The sequence below is a fragment of the Pantoea sp. R102 genome (assembly GCF_004916815.1).
GTDB classification, from domain to species: Bacteria; Pseudomonadota; Gammaproteobacteria; order Enterobacterales; family Enterobacteriaceae; genus Pantoea; species Pantoea dispersa.
In genome coordinates this window covers 1-16324 of the sequence record NZ_SDFT01000044.1, presented here as the reverse complement: position 1 = coordinate 16324, position 16324 = coordinate 1, and the positions used below count along the sequence as shown (strand labels likewise).

The 16324-nt window shown below is 57.6% G+C and carries 15 protein-coding genes; 11 read left to right on the top strand and 4 right to left on the bottom strand.

Annotated features, from left to right (window positions below; all coding sequences use genetic code 11):
* Positions 1–53: 53 nt before the first annotated feature.
* From yidC to rpmH, 4 genes are read right to left on the bottom strand one after another with little or no spacing between them, the layout of a single operon-like run.
* Entirely contained in the window at positions 54–1700 is a 1647-nt protein-coding gene (gene yidC / locus ERD80_RS06165; protein ID WP_021506916.1) for a membrane protein insertase YidC, read from the bottom strand.
* 2 nt (positions 1701–1702) lie between these two features.
* Positions 1703–1960 (bottom strand): membrane protein insertion efficiency factor YidD, encoded by a 258-nt coding sequence (gene yidD / locus ERD80_RS06160; RefSeq protein WP_071813586.1) that lies wholly within the window; start codon positions 1958–1960, stop codon positions 1703–1705.
* Positions 1924–2283: a ribonuclease P protein component gene (rnpA, locus tag ERD80_RS06155; protein ID WP_040679622.1), complete on the bottom strand. Its 360-nt coding sequence runs from the start codon at positions 2281–2283 to the stop codon at positions 1924–1926. Before rnpA ends, yidD begins: the two co-directional genes overlap by 37 nt.
* A gap of 15 nt (positions 2284–2298) precedes the next feature.
* The gene (gene rpmH, locus ERD80_RS06150; RefSeq protein WP_000831330.1) at positions 2299–2439 is read right to left on the bottom strand and encodes a 50S ribosomal protein L34; all 141 of its coding nucleotides are present in this window, start codon (positions 2437–2439) and stop codon (positions 2299–2301) included.
* A 601-nt stretch (positions 2440–3040) separates the two neighbouring features.
* Between rpmH and dnaA the strand changes: the two genes are divergently transcribed.
* The 11 genes from dnaA to ERD80_RS06095 form a co-directional block, all read left to right on the top strand.
* Positions 3041–4444 (top strand): chromosomal replication initiator protein DnaA, encoded by a 1404-nt coding sequence (dnaA, locus tag ERD80_RS06145; RefSeq protein WP_127833471.1) that lies wholly within the window; start codon positions 3041–3043, stop codon positions 4442–4444.
* Between the two features lie 5 nt (positions 4445–4449).
* The gene (dnaN, locus tag ERD80_RS06140; protein ID WP_010617831.1) at positions 4450–5550 is read left to right on the top strand and encodes a DNA polymerase III subunit beta; all 1101 of its coding nucleotides are present in this window, start codon (positions 4450–4452) and stop codon (positions 5548–5550) included.
* A 179-nt stretch (positions 5551–5729) separates the two neighbouring features.
* Positions 5730–6815, top strand: coding sequence for a DNA replication/repair protein RecF (gene recF / locus ERD80_RS06135; RefSeq protein WP_136546224.1), 1086 nt, complete (start codon positions 5730–5732; stop codon positions 6813–6815).
* 17 nt (positions 6816–6832) lie between these two features.
* Positions 6833–9241 carry a DNA topoisomerase (ATP-hydrolyzing) subunit B gene (gene gyrB, locus ERD80_RS06130; RefSeq protein WP_058758200.1) on the top strand — a complete coding sequence of 803 codons (2409 nt, stop codon included), beginning with the start codon at positions 6833–6835 and terminating at the stop codon, positions 9239–9241.
* Positions 9242–9414: 173 nt separating this feature from the next.
* Positions 9415–10224, top strand: coding sequence for a sugar-phosphatase (yidA, locus tag ERD80_RS06125; RefSeq protein ID WP_058758197.1), 810 nt, complete (start codon positions 9415–9417; stop codon positions 10222–10224).
* Between the two features lie 216 nt (positions 10225–10440).
* Positions 10441–11139 (top strand): FadR/GntR family transcriptional regulator, encoded by a 699-nt coding sequence (locus ERD80_RS06120; protein ID WP_058770730.1) that lies wholly within the window; start codon positions 10441–10443, stop codon positions 11137–11139.
* Entirely contained in the window at positions 11136–12014 is an 879-nt protein-coding gene (locus ERD80_RS06115; RefSeq protein WP_136546222.1) for a 2-dehydro-3-deoxygalactonokinase, read from the top strand. Before ERD80_RS06120 ends, ERD80_RS06115 begins: the two co-directional genes overlap by 4 nt.
* A complete protein-coding gene (locus tag ERD80_RS06110; protein ID WP_136546220.1) occupies positions 11998–12615 on the top strand; it encodes a 2-dehydro-3-deoxy-6-phosphogalactonate aldolase in 618 nt (205 codons plus the stop codon). The genes ERD80_RS06115 and ERD80_RS06110 overlap by 17 nt, the downstream gene beginning before the upstream one ends.
* Positions 12612–13760, top strand: coding sequence for a galactonate dehydratase (gene dgoD / locus ERD80_RS06105; RefSeq protein WP_021506906.1), 1149 nt, complete (start codon positions 12612–12614; stop codon positions 13758–13760). The genes ERD80_RS06110 and dgoD overlap by 4 nt, the downstream gene beginning before the upstream one ends.
* Before the next feature lie 244 nt (positions 13761–14004).
* Complete coding sequence (locus ERD80_RS06100) at positions 14005–15297, top strand: MFS transporter (RefSeq protein ID WP_058770733.1); 1293 nt, start codon at positions 14005–14007, stop codon at positions 15295–15297.
* Between the two features lie 106 nt (positions 15298–15403).
* Positions 15404–16324: DUF3748 domain-containing protein (locus ERD80_RS06095; protein WP_136546218.1), on the top strand; the 921-nt coding region annotated here is incomplete at its 3' end.

Here is a 16324-nt window from a genome sequence, read left to right as displayed (position 1 = left end):
CGGCATAAATGCCGCCCCTGGAGATGTTGCGTCCTGCTCAGCGTTGCCGGGCGTTACGCTTTCTTCTTGTCGCGGCTGTGTAAACCACGCTTTTCCAGCCCGCGATAAATCAGCTGCTGCTGGAGAATGGTTACCAGGTTGCTGACGATGTAGTACAGCACCAGACCTGACGGGAACCACAGGAAGAACACGGTAAAGATAACCGGCATGTAAGTCATGATCTTCTGCTGCATCGGATCGGTCACGGTGGTCGGTGACATCTTTTGAATGAAGAACATGGTGATACCCATGATGACCGGCAGAATGTAGTACGGGTCCTGCGCGGACAGGTCATGGATCCACAGTACAAACGGAGCATGACGCAGTTCAACGGAACCGGACAGCATGTAGTACAGCGCCAGGAAGATTGGCATCTGGATAACCAGTGGCAGACAGCCGCCCAGCGGGTTCACTTTCTCCGCCTTATACAGCGCCATCATCTCCTGGCTCTGCTTCTGCTTATCATCACCCAGACGCTCACGCATGGCCTGAATCTTCGGCTGCAGCATACGCATCTTGGCCATCGAGGTGTACTGCGCTTTGGTCAGCGGGTACATGATGCCACGCACGATGAAGGTGATAACGATAATGGAGAAGCCCCAGTTACCGATAAAGCTGTGCAGGAACTTCAGCAGCTTAAACAGCGGCTGAGAGATGAACCACAGCCAGCCGTAATCCACGGTCAGATCGAGGTGTGGCGCGATAGCGGCCATTTTGTCCTGGATTTCCGGACCCACCCACAGAGTGGCACCGAGATCCTGCTGCGCGCCGGCGGCGATGGTCACAGGCGCCGACTTATAGCCGATTGCCGCCACACCGTTGCCGAGATTGCTGGTGTACAGCGTATTGTTACCCTGAGTGCGCGGCACCCATGCGGTCGCAAAGTACTGCTGCAGCATCGCCACCCAGCCGTTGCTGGTGGTGGTGTTCAGGTTCTCGTTATCAGCGATGGTATCGAATTTGTATTTTTCATACTTCGCATCGCTGGTCGAGTAAGCGGCACCACGGAAAGTGTGCAGCGCAAAGTTATTGCTGCCGGTATCGCGATGCTTCGGCAGATCGATCGTCTGCTTCAGCTGACCAAACATCGCCACTTCCAGCGGCTGCTGCGAGGCGTTATTGATGTTGTAGTCGACGTTAACCGCGAATTCGCCACGTTTGAACACGAAGGTTTTGGTGTAAACCACGCCGTTCTCACCGGTCCAGCTCAGCGGCACGCGCAGCTCGGTCTGGCCATCGGCCATCTCGAAGTGATCCTGGGAAGCGGTATACAGCGGACGTGCGCCGTTGTTCGGGTTATCCGGACCGTTACGGCCGGTTAAGCCGCTCTGCGCCTGATAAACGAAGGCCGGAGTGGTTTCCAGCAGCTGGAACGGCGCGTCTGAACCCAGTTTGTCCGGGTAAGTCAGCAGCTGTGCCTGCTCGATATCACCGCCGCGGGTATTAATGTTGAGTGACAGGACATCAGTCTTAACGGTGATCGTTTTGCCCTGGCCGCTAGCCGGCACGCCGGAAGAGGCGGCATCACCCGCTGCGCTGCTTGTGTTCTGCGTGGTCTGGGTCTGCTGTGGCTGCGGAGCGTGGTCCGTCTGCCAGGCTTGCCAGATCATAAAAGACACGAACAGAAAAGCGATGAGAAAGAGATTGCGTTGCGAATCCATCGTTAATGTTCTCTGGTATCAAAGGTTTTTGGCGGCACCGGATCGTCGCCACCCGGGTTCAAAGGGTGGCATTTTAATACGCGTTTAATCGTCAACCAACTGCCTTTTAACATGCCGAAGCGGCGTACAGCTTCCACCCCATACTGCGAGCAGGTGGGATGGAACCGGCAATGAGGTCCCAGCAGTGGGCTGATGGCGCGTTGATAAACGCGTATCAGGGCGATCAGGAGCCGCGCGCCAGGCGACAGTGACGACGCCATAATTTCTCCAACGCTTCCGTCAGTGCACGGTTATCGAGGTCAGCAATCCCTTTTTTCGCCACGATGACAAAATCCATCGGCGGCAGCTCGTGTTGACGCAAACGAAAGCTTTCGCGGGTCAATCGCTTGATCCGGTTGCGTTCATGGGCGCGTTTCACGTGCTTCTTGGCGACGGTAAGACCGATGCGGGGATGCCCCAGCGAATTAAGGCGGCCGAGGATGGTGATTTGCGGCGTGCCAGCCCGAAGAGGTTGCTGGAAGACGAAAGTGAAATGAGCGGGAGTTAACAAACGTAACTCCCTGGGAAATGCGAGCTTAACCACGAGGGTTAGCTTTTATTACTTAGAAACGGTCAGACGAGCACGGCCTTTAGCACGACGACGTGCCAGAACCTGACGACCATTTTTAGTAGCCATACGAGCACGGAAGCCGTGAGAACGGTTGCGCTTCAGTACGGACGGTTGAAAAGTGCGTTTCATGGCGATTTCTACCTAAACTTGAAAAATTTCACTGGGTGACGCGTTTTCGGGCCAGTAAAACGACCGACGCCTCAATGTGTCTTTAATAAAGAGGCGGGATTGTAATAATTGTACAGTCCGGAGTCAATTTACTTCGCTGGGCGCGAGACCTGAAAACTCTGATACAGCCCGCTAATTCCGGGCATCAAAGCTTCACGCGCCAATGCCGGGTGGGGAATTATACGGGCTATAAAGGAAAGCGCAAGGATCGTCCAGGATCTTCTTGCGATCGCCGCGCCGATCGTAACGGCAAAAATGCGAGCGCGGTGGAAAATTTCTCGCTTTCAGCCTGATCCCCGCTCGCTTTTTCCGCAGACGGCGTAAACTGATGCATGCCTGGACACCCTGTGGATAAAATGGATCAAAACTGTGTAGAAAGGGAAGATCTCTGAGGCGCTTTGCGCTATGATCCGCCCTTCCGCTGACGATCCTCCTTGCGATCGCCGGGGATGACTACCGCGGATAGCGGTCGCAGGCGCTTTCTGACCGCCTGTGTCAAAAAAGACAGTTTCTATTATTAGCGCCTGAAATTCTTATCGATTTTGTACGAGTGGAGTCCGCCGTGTCACTTACGCTTTGGCAACAGTGTCTTGCCCGTTTGCAGGATGAGCTTCCTGCCACCGAATTCAGCATGTGGATTCGTCCGCTGCAGGCTGAATTGAACGACAATACGCTGGCCTTGTATGCACCAAATCGGTTTGTACTCGACTGGGTTCGGGATAAATATCTCAATAGTATCAATGGGCTGCTGAATGAATTCTGCGGTGCGAACGTGCCGCTGCTGCGTTTTGAGGTCGGTACGCGCCCGGCTGCGCCGGTGGCTGCTACGCAACCCGCCATGGCCAGCAGCGTCAGCGCGCCCGCACCGGCTGAGAATCGTCCGGCACCGGCACAGCCGCTGCGCCCGAGCTGGGATTCGGTTCCGGCACCGGCTGATGTGACCTACCGCTCGAACGTGAATAACCGCCACAACTTCGACAACTTCGTTGAGGGTAAATCCAACCAGCTGGCGCGCGCGGCGGCACGTCAGGTGGCGGATAATCCTGGCGGCGCTTATAACCCGCTGTTCCTGTATGGCGGCACTGGCCTCGGCAAAACGCACCTGCTGCACGCGGTGGGCAATGGCATCATCGCGCGCAAGCCGAATGCCAAAGTGGTTTATATGCACTCTGAACGCTTCGTGCAGGATATGGTGAAAGCGCTGCAGAACAACGCCATCGAGGAGTTTAAGCGCTACTACCGTTCGGTGGACGCGCTGCTGATCGATGATATTCAGTTCTTTGCCAATAAAGAGCGCTCGCAGGAAGAGTTTTTCCACACCTTCAACGCGCTGCTGGAAGGTAATCAGCAGATCATCCTGACCTCGGATCGTTACCCGAAAGAGATCAACGGGGTGGAAGATCGTCTGAAATCACGCTTTGGCTGGGGATTAACCGTGGCGATCGAGCCGCCTGAGCTGGAGACGCGTGTCGCGATCCTGATGAAAAAGGCGGACGAAAACGACATCCGTCTGCCGGGCGAAGTGGCCTTCTTTATTGCCAAGCGTCTGCGCTCTAACGTGCGTGAGCTGGAAGGGGCACTGAATCGCGTGATTGCCAATGCCAACTTTACCGGGCGTGCCATCACCATCGATTTTGTGCGCGAAGCGCTGCGCGACCTGCTGGCGCTGCAGGAAAAGCTGGTAACCATCGACAACATCCAGAAGACGGTGGCCGAGTACTATAAAATTAAAGTGGCGGATTTGCTGTCGAAGCGCCGTTCGCGCTCGGTGGCGCGTCCGCGTCAAATGGCGATGGCGATGGCCAAAGAGCTCACCAACCACAGCCTGCCGGAAATTGGCGATGCGTTTGGTGGCCGTGACCATACCACCGTGCTTCATGCCTGCCGTAAAATCGAGCAGCTGCGTGAAGAGAGCCACGACATCAAAGAAGATTTCTCTAACCTCATTCGAACATTATCTTCCTGACGCATATGAAATTTATTGTTGAACGTGAGCAGTTGCTGAAGCCGCTGCAACAGGTGAGTGGCCCGCTTGGCGGACGCCCGACGCTGCCGATCCTCGGAAATTTACTGCTGCAGGTGAATGAAGGCACGCTGCTGCTGACCGGTACCGATCTTGAGATGGAGATGGTGGCGCGCGTGGCGCTGACCCAGCCGCACGAACCGGGCGCGACCACCGTCCCGGCGCGTAAGTTTCTCGATATTTGCCGTGGTCTGCCTGAAGGCGCAGAGATCAGTCTGACGCTGGAAGGTGACCGCATGCTGGTGCGCTCCGGCCGCAGCCGCTTTTCGTTGTCGACGCTGCCAGCCAGCGACTTCCCGAATCTCGACGACTGGCAGAGCGAAGTGGAATTCACGTTGCCGCAGGCCACGCTCAAACGCCTGATTGAAGCCACGCAGTTCTCCATGGCGCATCAGGATGTGCGTTACTATCTCAACGGTATGCTGTTCGAGACCGAAGGCGAAGAGCTGCGCACCGTTGCTACTGACGGCCATCGCCTGGCAGTCTGTTCGATGCCTGTCGGACAGGCGCTGCCGAACCATTCGGTGATCGTACCGCGTAAAGGTGTGATTGAGCTGGTCCGTCTGCTGGACGGCGGTGAAACGCCGCTGCAGGTGCAGATTGGCAGCAGCAACATTCGCGCGCACGTCGGCGATTTCATCTTTACGTCGAAGCTGGTTGATGGCCGTTTCCCGGATTATCGCCGTGTGTTGCCGAAGAATCCTGACAAAGCGCTGGAAGCGGGCTGCGATCTGCTGAAACAGGCTTTTGCCCGCGCGGCAATCCTGTCGAACGAGAAGTTCCGCGGCGTTCGCATCTATATCACCGAAAATCAGCTGCGCATCACGGCCAATAACCCGGAGCAGGAAGAGGCGGAAGAGATGCTGGACGTGTCGTACAGCGGCACCGAGCTGGAGATTGGTTTTAACGTCAGCTACGTGCTGGATGTGCTGAACGCGCTGAAGTGCGAAAACGTGCGTCTGCTGCTGACCGATTCGGTTTCCAGCGTGCAGATTGAAGATGTAGCCAGTCCGGCTGCGGCCTACGTCGTGATGCCCATGCGCCTGTGATCGTCTGGCGGGCTAACTTACTCGCTATTTTGCACCCGGGCAGTGCTCGCCCCTGGTCACATACTTCAGTATGCTCCCAGGGTCTGTGCGCTGGCCGTGCGCAAACTAGCTTCGCCGTTAACGCCCTCGATTGCAGGGTTAGGTGAACACCACTTCTTAATGCGCAGCTGGATTCGTTCATGGCTTTAACCCGCCTCCTGATTAAAGATTTTCGTAATATCGAGCAGGCCGATCTCACGCTGGCGCCGGGCTTCAATTTTCTTGTGGGCGCCAACGGCAGCGGTAAAACCAGCGTGCTGGAGGCGATTTATACGCTGGGTCACGGCCGTGCATTCCGCAGTTTGCAGGCCGGACGCGTAATTCGTCACGATCAGGACGCGTTTGTGTTGCACGGGCGGATTGAAGGCAGCGAGCGCGAGCTGGCGGTCGGCCTGAGTAAAAACCGCGCCGGCGACAGCAAAGTCCGCATCGACGGCAGCGACGGCCATAAAGTCGCCGAGCTGGCGCAGCTGCTGCCGATGCAGCTGATTACGCCAGAGGGGTTTACTTTGCTCAACGGCGGCCCCAAATACCGTAGAGCCTACATCGACTGGGGCTGCTTTCATGCTTATCCCGGTTTCTTTCTGGCCTGGAGCAATCTGCGTCGCCTGCTGAAACAGCGCAACGCGGCGCTGCGCCAGGTCGCGCGCTACAGCCAGATCCGGCCATGGGATCAGGAGCTGGTGCCGCTGGCAGAACAGATCAGCGCCTGGCGCGCTGAATACAGCGCAGCCATTGCCAGCGAAATCACCGTCACCTGCAGCCAGTTTTTACCGGAGTTTGCGCTGAGCTTCTCCTTCCAGCGTGGCTGGGACAAAGAGAGCGACTTCGGCGAGCTGCTGGAGCGCAACTTCGAGCGCGATCGTGCGCTCACCTACACCGCCAGCGGTCCGCACAAAGCCGATTTTCGGATTCGTGCTGAAGGCACGCCGGTGGAAGATTTACTCTCACGCGGTCAGTTAAAGCTGCTGATGTGTGCGTTGCGGTTAGCGCAGGGCGAGTACCTGACGCGCAGCAGCGGACGTCGCTGTTTATACCTGATTGACGACTTCGCCTCCGAGCTGGATGACACCCGTCGTCGCCTGCTGGCGGAACGCCTGAAAGCCACGCAGGCTCAGGTGTTTGTCAGCGCCATTGGTGTCGAGCATGTAATCGATATGAGTGACGAAAAGGGCAAGATGTTCCGCGTGGAACAGGGTAAAATAGCGGTTCAACCTGAAGATTAAATGAGCGAGAAACGTTGATGTCGAATTCTTATGACTCCTCAAGTATCAAAGTCCTGAAAGGGCTTGATGCGGTACGCAAACGCCCGGGTATGTACATCGGCGATACGGATGACGGCACCGGTCTGCATCACATGGTATTCGAGGTCGTGGATAACGCCATCGACGAAGCGCTCGCCGGCCACTGTAGTGATATCGTGGTCACCATCCATGCCGACAACTCTGTCTCCGTACAGGATGACGGCCGTGGTATTCCGACCGGTATCCACCCGGAAGAGGGCGTCTCTGCTGCCGAAGTGATCATGACCGTACTGCATGCCGGCGGTAAGTTTGATGACAACTCTTATAAAGTTTCCGGTGGTCTGCACGGCGTCGGCGTATCGGTGGTGAACGCCCTGTCGCAGAAGCTGGAACTGACCATTCGTCGCGACGGCAAAGTGCATCAGCAAACCTACGTGCACGGTGTGCCGCAGGCGCCGCTGGCGGTGACCGGCGATACCGACGCTACCGGTACGCGCGTGCGTTTCTGGCCGAGCCACGATACGTTCACCAACGTCACCGATTTTGAATATGAAATCCTGGCGAAGCGTCTGCGCGAGCTGTCATTCCTTAACTCCGGCGTGTCGATTCGCCTGGAAGACAAGCGCGACGATAAAAACGATCACTACCACTACGAAGGTGGTATCAAAGCGTTCGTTGAATATCTCAACCGCAACAAGAACCCGATTCACCCCAATGTGTTCTACTTCTCCACCGAAAAAGACGGTATCGGCGTTGAAGTTGCGCTGCAGTGGAACGACGGTTTCCAGGAAAATATCTACTGCTTCACCAACAATATTCCGCAGCGCGACGGCGGAACGCACCTTGCCGGTTTCCGCGCGGCGATGACGCGTACGCTCAACGCCTACATGGATAAAGAAGGTTACAGCAAAAAAGCCAAAGTCAGCGCTACCGGTGACGACGCGCGTGAAGGCCTGGTGGCAGTAGTTTCGGTGAAAGTACCGGATCCGAAATTCTCCTCTCAGACCAAAGACAAGCTGGTCTCTTCCGAGGTGAAATCGGCGGTGGAACAGCAGATGAACGAACTGCTGAGCGAATACCTGCTGGAAAATCCGTCTGACGCCAAAATTGTGGTCGGCAAAATTATCGATGCCGCGCGTGCGCGTGAAGCCGCACGTCGTGCACGTGAAATGACCCGTCGTAAAGGCGCGCTGGACCTGGCGGGCCTGCCGGGCAAGCTGGCAGACTGTCAGGAGCGCGATCCGGCGCTGTCTGAAATCTACCTGGTGGAGGGTGACTCTGCAGGAGGTTCCGCCAAGCAGGGACGTAACCGTAAGAACCAGGCGATTCTGCCGCTGAAAGGTAAAATCCTTAACGTGGAGAAAGCGCGTTTCGACAAGATGCTCTCTTCACAGGAAGTCGCCACGCTGATTACCGCGCTGGGCTGCGGTATCGGCCGCGATGAGTACAACCCGGACAAGTTGCGCTATCACAGCATCATCATCATGACCGATGCGGACGTCGATGGTTCGCACATCCGTACGCTGCTGCTGACCTTCTTCTATCGCCAGATGCCGGAAATCATCGAGCGTGGCCACGTCTACATCGCGCAGCCACCGCTGTACAAGGTGAAGAAGGGCAAGCAGGAGCAGTACATTAAAGATGACGACGCGATGGATCAGTATCAGATTGCCATCGCGCTGGACGGTGCAACGCTGCACACCAACGCCAGCGCACCGGCGCTGGGCGGCGAGCCGCTGGAAAGCCTGGTGGCGGAATACAACAGCACCCAGAAGATGATCAAGCGTATGGAGCGCCGCTTCCCGTCTGCGCTGCTGCGCGCGCTGGTTTATCATCCGACCCTGAGCGATCTCAGCGATCAGACGGCAGTGACCGCATGGCTGGAGAGCCTGGTGGCTTACCTGAACGAGCGCGAAGCGCATGGCAGCAGCTATGTGGCACAGGTGCGGGAAAACCGCGAACAGCAGCGCTTTGAGCCGGTGCTGCGCGTGCGTACTCACGGTGTTGATACCGATTATCCGCTGGACAGCGAGTTCATTGACGGCGCGGAATACCGCAAAATCTGTGCACTCGGCGCGCATCTGCGTGGTCTGATTGAAGAGGATGCCTACATTGAGCGTGGCGAGCGCCGTCAGCCGGTTGCCAGCTTCGAGCAGGCGATTGACTGGCTGGTGAAAGAGTCGCGCCGCGGTCTGTCAGTGCAGCGCTATAAAGGTCTGGGCGAGATGAACCCGGATCAGCTGTGGGAAACCACCATGGATCCGGACAGCCGCCGCATGCTGCGCGTCACCATCAAAGACGCCATCGCCGCCGACCAGTTGTTCACCACGCTGATGGGCGATGCGGTTGAACCGCGCCGCGCCTTCATCGAAGAGAACGCGCTGAAAGCCGCCAACATCGATATCTGATATCGCAAAACCCTTCCCAAACGGAAGGGTTTTTTGTTTTAATCACCGTTATTAATTCCCTCCTGAGCACCAACCTCTTTGTTCGCAACGCATCTTCCGCTGCCGATTAACTGGTCAATGTGAGCTGAATCGCGCTAGCATTAAAGCCAGACCCTGAATTAACCGAGGACGTTATGGCGATAAAACTGATTGCGATCGATATGGACGGCACGCTGCTGAATCCGCAGCACGAAATCACGGCGGGCGTCAAAGCGGCGATTGGCCGGGCGCGGGATAAAGGTGTGTCGATCGTGCTGGCCACCGGACGCCCGTTTGTTGGTGTGGAGCGCTACCTGATGGAGCTGGATCTGCGTCAGCCGGGGCAGTATTGCATCAGCAACAACGGCGCACTGGCGCACAGCGCGGACAGCGGTGAGGTGGTGGCCGAGAAGACGCTTGGCTTTGATGACTATCTCTACCTGGAACAGCTGGCGCGCGACCTTGGGGTACATTTTCAGGCGTTCGACAAATCCTTCCTCTACACGCCAAATAAAGACATCAGTGAATACACCATTCACGAAGCCAGCCTGACCGGCATTCCGGTGCGCTATCGCGCTGTAGAAGAGATGGACCCGGCGACGCGCTTCCCGAAACTGATGATGATCGACAAACCGGAGCTGCTGGATAAAGCCATCGCCGCGTTACCGGCGCGCGCGCGCGACAGTTATACCATTCTGAAAAGTGCACCTTACTATCTCGAAATCCTTAATCCGCTGGTCAACAAAGGCTACGGCGTAAAAATGCTGGCGGAGAAACTCGGCCTGCAGCCGTCAGAAGTGATGGCGATTGGCGATCAGGAAAACGATCTGGCGATGATTGAATACGCCGGCACCGGCGTGGCGATGGGCAATGCGATTGATTCCGTGAAGCAGATTGCGCAGTTCGTGACGAAGACCAATATGGAAGATGGTGTCGCGCACGCCATTGAAGAGCTAGTGCTGTAACCCTCCTCTGATGCGGGCGGCGTTCTGCTGCCCGTCACTTCTCTGCTGAATTTTTTGCTGCCAGTGTGCCGACGGGTTGTCTGTTTTGTGATCCATATTGTAGTACAAACAATTCATATAGTACTACAATTGCCGCCAGAGGATGCGTCAGGGATTGGGTTTTGCACGACGAAAGCAGTAATCTGATTGCTCACGCCTTTCACGGAATCGAACCCTATGACGCAGGAACCACTGAGTAAAACAGAGCGCATCATCCAGACGCTGGGTGAAGAGATTGTGGCCGGAAAATATGTGCCGGGCGCCGCGCTGCCGGCGGAAGCGGAGCTGTGCGAGCGATTTTCAACCTCGCGCAACATTATCCGCGAAGTGTATCGCTCCCTGATGGCTAAACGCCTGATGGAGATGAAGCGCTACCGCGGCGCGTTTGTCACCTCACGTAACCAGTGGAACTATCTCGACAGCGATGTACTGCAGTGGGCGCTGGCGCACGATCACGATCCGCGCCTGATTGCGGCCATGAATGAGGTGCGCGTGCTGGTGGAGCCGCAAATTGCGCGCTGGTCGGCCGAGCGGGCAACGTCGACCGATCTGGCGGCGATTGAGCTGGCCTACAACGAGATGGTGGCCAACCACCTCAACCGTGATGCCTTTAACGACGCAGATATCCGCTATCACGAAGCGGTGATGGCCTCGGTGCATAACCCGGTGCTGCAGCAGCTTAATGTGGCGATCAGCCAGTTGCAAAAAGCGGTGTTTGCGCAAACCTACATGGCGGACTCCGGCAACATGCCGCGCACGTTAGCCGAACATAAAGCGCTGTTCGATGCCATTCGTCACCAGGATGGCGATGCGGCGGAACAGGCGGCGAAGGCGATGATTGCCAGCTCAACCGCCCGACTCAAGGAGATTTTGTGACCCGTTATATCGCCATTGACTGGGGCTCCACCAACCTGCGCGCCTGGTATTACCGCGCCGGTGAATGCGTCGATGAGCGCCGTTCGGAAGCGGGCGTGACGCGCCTCGGCGACCGCACGCCTGCTCAGGTGTTTGCCACCATTACCGACGGCTGGCCGGTGGCCGAAGTCCCGGTGATCATGGCCGGCATGGTGGGCAGCAACGCTGGCTGGCTGGCAGTGCCTTATCTCGCCTGCCCGGTGGCGCTCAATGCATTAAGCGATCGCCTGACCTGCGTGGAAGGAAAAGCGTGGATTGTGCCGGGACTGAGCGTCGAACGTGACGACAACTACAACGTAATGCGCGGTGAAGAAACCCAGCTGCTCGGCGCGGTCACGCTGCAGCCCGCGCCGCTGTATGTCATGCCGGGCACGCACGCCAAGTGGGTGCAGATGGAACAGGATCGCGTCATCGATTTCCGCACCGTGATGACTGGCGAGCTGCACCATTTACTGCTGAAGCAGTCGCTGATTGGCGCCGGTTTACCCGCGCAGGAAGCCAGTCCGGACGCGTTCCGGGACGGTTTGCAGATTGGCAGCCACGACCGCTCAATTCTGGCGCGCCTGTTTGAAGTGCGTGCCGCCCACGTGCTCGGCGCGCGCGATCGGCGCCATATCAGTGATTTTCTCTCTGGCCTGTTAATCGGCCATGAAGTAGCGCAGATGACGCAGCAGTTAACGCATAGCCGCCAGCCGATTGTCATTATCGCTGGCAGTGAACTGGCACAGCGTTATCAGCAGGCGCTGGCCTTTATCGGAACAGATTCAGTCACGCTGGAGGGCGATCGCGCTTTCCAGCACGGAATAAGGAGTATTGCGCATGTCCTGGCCCACTAAACTTCCGCTGATCGCCATTCTGCGTGGCATCACGCCGGATGAAGCTGAAGCGCACGTCGCGGCGTTAATCGACGCCGGTTTCGATGCGATTGAAATTCCGCTCAACTCGCCAGAGTGGGCGAAAAGTATCGGCGCGATGGTGCAAACCTTCGGCGATAAAGCGCTGATCGGAGCCGGCACCGTGCTGCAGGCGACGCAGGTCGATCAGCTGGCGGCGCTCAACAGCAAGCTGGTGGTGACGCCCAATACCGATGCTGCGGTGATTCGCCAGGCCGTGGCGCACGGTATGCTGGTTGCCGCAGGCTGTGCCACCGCCAGCGAAGCCTTCACCGCGCTGCAGGCTGGGGCGCAGGCGCTGAAAATTTTCCCGTCGTCGGCGTTTGGTCCGGGCTACATCAAAGCGCTGAAAGCGGTGCTGCCGCCGGAGGTGCCGGTCTTTGCCGTGGGCGGCGTCACGCCGGAAAACCTGCATGAATTTATCGCCGCCGGTTGCGTCGGGGCTGGCCTGGGCAGCGATCTCTATCGCGCCGGTCAGCCGCTGTCGCGCACCGTGGAGAAGGCCCGCGCATTTATTGCTGCCTATAAGGACGCTGTACAATGAAAATTACGAAACTGACTACTTATCGCCTGCCGCCGCGCTGGATGTTCCTGAAAATTGAAACCGACGAAGGCATCATCGGCTGGGGCGAGCCGGTGATTGAAGGGCGCGCGCGCAGCGTCGAAGCGGCGGTGCATGAGCTGTCGGAATATCTGATTGGGCAGGATCCGGCGCGGATTAATGATCTGTGGCAGGTGATGTATCGCGGCGGTTTTTATCGCGGCGGCCCGATTTTAATGAGCGCCATTGCCGGTATCGATCAGGCGCTGTGGGATATTAAAGGCAAAGCGCTGGGCGTGCCGGTGTATCAGCTGCTGGGCGGTCTGGTGCGTGACAGCATCAAAGCCTATAGCTGGGTAGGCGGCGATCGTCCGGCTGAAGTGATTGATGGCATTAAGAAATTACGTGGTATCGGCTTTGATACCTTCAAACTCAACGGCTGTGAAGAGATGGGCATCATCGACAATTCACGTCAGGTCGATGCCGCTGTTAACACCGTCGCGCAGATCCGCGAAGCCTTTGGCAGTGACATTGAGTTTGGCCTCGATTTCCACGGTCGCGTCAGCGCGCCGATGGCCAAAGTGCTGATCAAAGAGCTGGAGCCGTATCGTCCGCTGTTTATTGAAGAACCGGTGCTGGCCGAGCAGGCAGAATACTATCCGCGCCTGGCGGCGCAGACGCATCTGCCGATTGCCGCAGGCGAACGCATGTTCTCCCGCTTCGAGTTCAAGCGCGTGCTGGAAGCCGGTGGGCTGGCGATTCTGCAGCCGGATCTGTCGCACGCCGGCGGTATCACCGAATGCTACAAAATCGCGGCGATGGCCGAGTCCTATGACGTGGCGCTGGCACCGCACTGTCCGCTGGGGCCGATTGCGCTGGCTGCCTGTCTGCATGTCGACTTCGTGTCGCGTAACGCAGTGTTCCAGGAGCAGAGCATGGGCATTCACTATAATCAGGGCGCTGAACTGCTCGATTACGTGATCAATAAAGATGATTTTAAAATGGATGACGGCCATTTCTATCCATTAAATAAACCCGGCCTCGGTGTGGAAATTAATGAAGAGCTGGTGATTGCGCGCAGTAAAAATGCGCCAGACTGGCGCAACCCATTATGGCGATTTCCTGATGGATCGGTAGCCGAGTGGTAATGTCCGTAGTATTGCGCCCGATCGCTGCGTTTACCGCTTTATAACAGCACCGATTATCAGGCGATTAAACATCTGACTATTTAAACCATGTGCGGAATATATAAGGCACAGGGCAGCGCTCAACCTGTTTTCACCGCGCTGCCAGTTTACCGCTGCTGCGGCTTTTATCTTCGATAACCTTACCCTACGTTGGCTGCGGCGTGCTTCGGCACGTCCGTCAGCTGACATCTGACGGAGAAACACCATGGATCTCTCTGCTGTTCAGGCGAAACCTACGCGTCGCCGTTATATTACGCTGCTGATGATTTTTATTACGGTAGTCATTTGTTATGTCGATCGCGCTAATTTAGCCGTGGCCTCGGCGCATATTCAGCAGGAATTCGGCATCAGCAAAGCAGAAATGGGGTATGTGTTTTCTGCTTTTGCCTGGTTATATACCCTGTGCCAGATTCCCGGCGGCTGGTTTCTCGATCGCGTAGGCTCACGCCTGACCTATTTTATCGCTATTCTCGGCTGGTCGGTGGCGACATTATTGCAGGGATTCGCCAGCGGCTTATTATCGCTGATAGGTCTGCGCGCCATTACCGGTATTTTTGAAGCGCCGGCTTTCCCGACCAATAACCGCCTGGTTACCAGCTGGTTCCCGGAACAGGAGCGCGCTTCGGCCGTTGGCTTTTACACCTCCGGTCAGTTTGTCGGCCTGGCGTTTCTCACGCCGCTGCTGATCTGGATTCAGGAACTGCTGAGCTGGCACTGGGTGTTTATCATCACCGGCGGGATTGGCATTGTCTGGTCGCTGGTGTGGATGAAGGTTTATCAGGCGCCGAGCCAGAGCAAAGGCATCAATCAGGCCGAGCTGGATTACATTCGTGCCGGTGGCGCGATGGTTGATGGCGATGCGCCCGGCGAGAAAAAAGCACGCGTTAAACTCACCGCGGCCGACTGGAAACTGGTGTTTCATCGCAAGCTGTGCGGCGTGTATCTCGGCCAGTTCGCGGTGACCTCAACGCTGTGGTTTTTCCTCACCTGGTTCCCCAACTACCTGACGCAGGAGAAACATATCGCCGCGCTGACGGCCGGCTTTATGACAACCGTGCCGTTTCTCGCCGCCTTTGTTGGCGTGATCCTCTCCGGGATGGTGGCCGATCGCCTGGTGCGCAGCGGCCGCTCGCTCGGCTTTGCCCGCAAGACGCCGATCATCTGCGGCCTGCTGATCTCCACCTGCATTATGGGCGCAAACTACACCAACGATCCGCTGTGGATTATGGTGCTGATGGCGCTGGCCTTTTTCGGCAACGGGTTCGCGTCCATCACCTGGTCGCTGGTCTCGTCGCTGGCGCCGGTACGCCTGATCGGCCTGACCGGCGGCATGTTTAACTTTATCGGCGGCCTCGGTGGCATCACGGTACCACTGGTGGTGGGGTATCTGGCGCAGGATTACGGCTTTGCGCCCGCGCTGGTGTACATCTCCGCCGTTGCGCTGATTGGCGCGCTCTCTTACATCCTGCTGGTGGGGGATGTGCAGCGCGTGGGCTAAGCTTCCGGGTGCGCATGCCTGCGCACCCGCATTAGCTGCTCAGCTTTTGCTTAACTGAACGGCATCACGTAATTTGTCCGGCAACGGTTACATCTGAGGTTGCCCCATGTCAGAAAAACAACTCACCTTTACTCAGCGCCATCATCAGCTGACCAATATCAACGTCTGGACCGCCGACAGCCAGTGGCTGGCATTTGATGTGCGGCCGTCCGGCGCCGCGTTTACCAGCCTGACCATTGAGCGCGTCAACGTGCACAGCGGCGCGGTCGAGGTGCTGTATCAGGCGCGCGATGGCGCGCACGTCGGCGTGGTGACCGTGAGTCCGGATCTGCCGCCGCGCTATGTCTGTATTCATGGGCCGGAGCATCCCGATGCGCACTGGCACTATGACTTTCATCACCGGCGCGGCGTGATTGTTCAGCAGGGCATCGCAGAGAACCTCGACGCCTGCGATATCACCGCGCCCTATACGCCGGGTGCGCTGCGTGGTGGCTCGCACGTGCATGTGTTCAGTCCGGATGGCTCGCGGCTGAGCTTTACCTATAACGATCACGTGATGCATGAGCGCGATGTGCGTGAAGATCTGCGTAACGTCGGCGTGGCGGTGCCGCTGCATCCGGTGTGCCCGCCGAAGCAGCATCCGCGCGAATATGACGGCAGCCACTACTGCGTGCTGGTGAGCCACACCCGGCGCGATCCGCAACCGGGCAGCGATCAGATTGACCGCGCTTATGAAGAGTGCTGGATTGGTGAGCGCGGCTACCAGAAAGCGGACGGCAGCTGGCAGCGCTGGGCCATCGCCTTTATCGGCGATACGCGCAATGCCAGTGGTGAAAAAGTGCCGGAAGTGTTTGTGGTCGATCTGCCGGAGGCGCTGGCGGACTATGCCAAAGCCGGCAACGCGCCGCTGCAGGGCACGGCAGAGCAGCTGCCGGCACCGCCAGCTGGCGTACAGCAGCGGCGGATCACGCACAGCAAAGGGCTGGCGCTGCAGCCGCGCCACTGGTTGCGCGCTGCGCCGGATGGC

Bases quoted from the DNA above. Each gene is read 5' to 3' on its own strand.
- ERD80_RS06120 (WP_058770730.1), top strand. From the start codon at position 10,441: ATGACGCAGGAACCACTGAGTAAAACAGAGCGCATCATCCAGACGCTG.
- ERD80_RS06110 (WP_136546220.1), top strand. From the start codon at position 11,998: ATGTCCTGGCCCACTAAACTTCCGCTGATCGCCATTCTGCGTGGCATC.
- yidD (WP_071813586.1), bottom strand. From the start codon at position 1,960: ATGGCGTCGTCACTGTCGCCTGGCGCGCGGCTCCTGATCGCCCTGATA.
- yidA (WP_058758197.1), top strand. From the start codon at position 9,415: ATGGCGATAAAACTGATTGCGATCGATATGGACGGCACGCTGCTGAAT.
- recF (WP_136546224.1), top strand. From the start codon at position 5,730: ATGGCTTTAACCCGCCTCCTGATTAAAGATTTTCGTAATATCGAGCAG.
- yidC (WP_021506916.1), bottom strand. From the start codon at position 1,700: ATGGATTCGCAACGCAATCTCTTTCTCATCGCTTTTCTGTTCGTGTCT.
- gyrB (WP_058758200.1), top strand. From the start codon at position 6,833: ATGTCGAATTCTTATGACTCCTCAAGTATCAAAGTCCTGAAAGGGCTT.
- rpmH (WP_000831330.1), bottom strand. From the start codon at position 2,439: ATGAAACGCACTTTTCAACCGTCCGTACTGAAGCGCAACCGTTCTCAC.
- dnaN (WP_010617831.1), top strand. From the start codon at position 4,450: ATGAAATTTATTGTTGAACGTGAGCAGTTGCTGAAGCCGCTGCAACAG.
- dgoD (WP_021506906.1), top strand. From the start codon at position 12,612: ATGAAAATTACGAAACTGACTACTTATCGCCTGCCGCCGCGCTGGATG.
- ERD80_RS06100 (WP_058770733.1), top strand. From the start codon at position 14,005: ATGGATCTCTCTGCTGTTCAGGCGAAACCTACGCGTCGCCGTTATATT.